We start from the raw sequence: 2142 nt of genomic DNA, 5'->3' as shown, positions 1-2142 counted from the left end.
GCCTTGTGAAGCCGTCAAGGATCAACCTGTCGGTGTGTCGTGTTCGCTCTGCGCGGCAGTGAGGAGATCGGCGCCGGTGCGGTAGCGGGTGGTGGCCGGGGGCGGGAGGAGTCCGCCTTCCACGAGCAGGGGTCGGATCTCGCGGATGACGTTGCCAATCAGGGATCTGCTCACGTCGCCCAACGCGTCGGCGAGGACGTCCAAAGTGCACAGCTTCCGCAGGTAGAGGACGGCGAGGACGACGCGTTCCTTGTCTCCGATCTTCTGGGGGAAGACGCCGCCGCGGCTGCCTGGCTGGCGGTCGGTGCCCCGGCGCTGGTAGGAGGCGCGTTCGATCTGAGCGAGCTGGCGTGGGGCGAGACGGCGGGCGAGTGCATCCAGGTCTTCGCGGGACATGCCGGTCAGGCGCGGATGGGACAGGCTCTCCATGATCCGGGTGCGCGTCGGGGTCTGGTCGGTGTCGAGGAAGGTCATCAGCGACTCCGCCGTAGTGAAGCGGGTGGGGGCGTATCCGGGCTGGTGGCCGTGGTCTTCCAGGGCCCGGCGAGTCTCGGCGACGAGGTGGCCGACGCATTCGGGGGTGACCTCCAGCATGTCGCTCAGCAGCTTCATCGAGCACACCTGCCGCTGGTAAAGGAGGGTGAGCATCACCCGGGCCGCATCGTCGAACAGCGGCTTGCTGCCGCGCAGCTTTCCGGTGGCCCGGCGGGCGCGTCCGCCGCGCTGCTCGCTGTAGCGTTCCTGGGACCGGGCGGCCTGGAGCGGGGCCAACTCGGTGCGCAAATGCGCGAGTTGCGTGCTGCTCAGTCCGGTCAGGCGCGGGTCGGCCAGACGGGCCAGGAGCGCGCGACGCCGGTCGGCGACACCGTGTGCCTCCCCGGTGGCGGGCGGGGTCTGCGCCGTGGCGGGTTCGGGCAGCAGGGTGTAGTTCCACTGGCCGTGGACATCGTGCTTGACCAGGGGCAGGGCGGTGAAGCGGTCCTTGCTGATGGCGATGCCTGTGGGGTAGTCGCCGCGGTCCAGGCGGGCCTCGACGCGCAGTCCGGCCCGGGTGCGGGTGGCGGCGATCGTCTCGATGACGACGTCGTGGCTGGTCAGGGGGCGTCCACGCCAGTTGTGGGTGATGTGGGAGAACAGCCTGTGCTCGATTTTGTTCCACTTCGAGGTGCACGGAGGAAAGTGGCAGACGGTGATCGCAAGGCCGGTCTCGGCGGCCAGCGCGGCCAGTTCGCTCTTCCAGACCCGGTAGCGGTAGCCGTTGGAGCCGCCGGCGTCCGCGGTGATCAGCAGCCGGGTGGCCTGCGGATAGTCGTCGTGCCCGCGGGCCTTCCACCAGCGGCGGATCGATTCGACGGCGAAGGTGGAGGTGTCGTGGTCGACGCCGACGTTGACCCAGCCGGTGTTGCGGGCGATGTCGTAGATGCCGTACGGGATGGCCTGCTCGACGTCCGGGCCGCTGAAGAAGAAGTGGTGGTCCTCGACGCGCACCGGCTCGCCCTTCGGGCGCCACTCGCGTCCGGCCATGGGCAGGCGGCCGATCTGCTCGCGTTTCTTCGTGTCCACGCTGATCACCGGCTCGCCCGCCGCCTGGTGCTGCTTGACCTGCTCGTTGAGATAGTGGAACTGGGCATCGCGGTCGGGATGTTGGGCACCTTCAAGGGTCTTGGCGTTGCCCTGCAGACTGAATCCGGCCTGCTTCAGCAGCCGCCCCACTGTCGGGGCAGAGACCGGGTGGCCCTGCCGGGCCAGTTCCTCGGCCAGGTGGCGCAGCGACTTCGTCGTCCAGCGCAACGGGGACTCCGGGTCGCCGCGCTCATCGGGCTCAACCAGGGCCATCAGCGCGTCCACCAGGCCCGGGTCGAGCTCCTCGGCGAGTTTGCGGCCCCCGCCCTCGGCGCGGATGCGTCCGCCGGGCAGCGGTCCGACACCGGACTCCAGTTCCGCGATGCCCCGGCGCACCGTGGTCTCGCTCACCGCTGCCGCCCTGGCGGCAGCGCGTATCCCGCCGTGTCCGAGCAGCCTCGCCTCGGCCGCCACGGCCAAGCGGCGCTGCCGTTCGTTCAGATGCGGCAGCACCACCGCGAAACGGCAGTCGAGTTGGGACAGCATCTCCTCCGTGATCGCCATACCAGGCCAACGAAT

1 protein-coding gene is annotated in these 2142 nt (G+C 69.7%); it reads right to left on the bottom strand.

What is annotated here, in order from left to right; translation table 11 throughout:
• Nucleotides 1-21 precede the first annotated feature (21 nt).
• Nucleotides 22-2127, bottom strand: a complete 2106-nt coding sequence (locus tag ACIBTS_RS49325) for an ISAzo13 family transposase (protein ID WP_399328549.1) — start codon at nt 2125-2127, stop codon at nt 22-24.
• Nucleotides 2128-2142 lie beyond the last annotated feature (15 nt).

Origin of the sequence: Streptomyces sp. NPDC050121, from assembly GCF_044460385.1 — a bacterium.
GTDB classification, from domain to species: Bacteria; Actinomycetota; Actinomycetes; order Streptomycetales; family Streptomycetaceae; genus Streptomyces; species Streptomyces soliscabiei.
The sequence above is the reverse complement of the archived record's forward strand: the minus strand, read 5'-3'. Positions and strand labels throughout refer to the sequence as shown.

Excerpts from the sequence above, each read along its gene's own strand:
- ACIBTS_RS49325 (WP_399328549.1), bottom strand. The coding sequence starts at position 2,127 with ATGGCGATCACGGAGGAGATGCTGTCCCAACTCGACTGCCGTTTCGCG.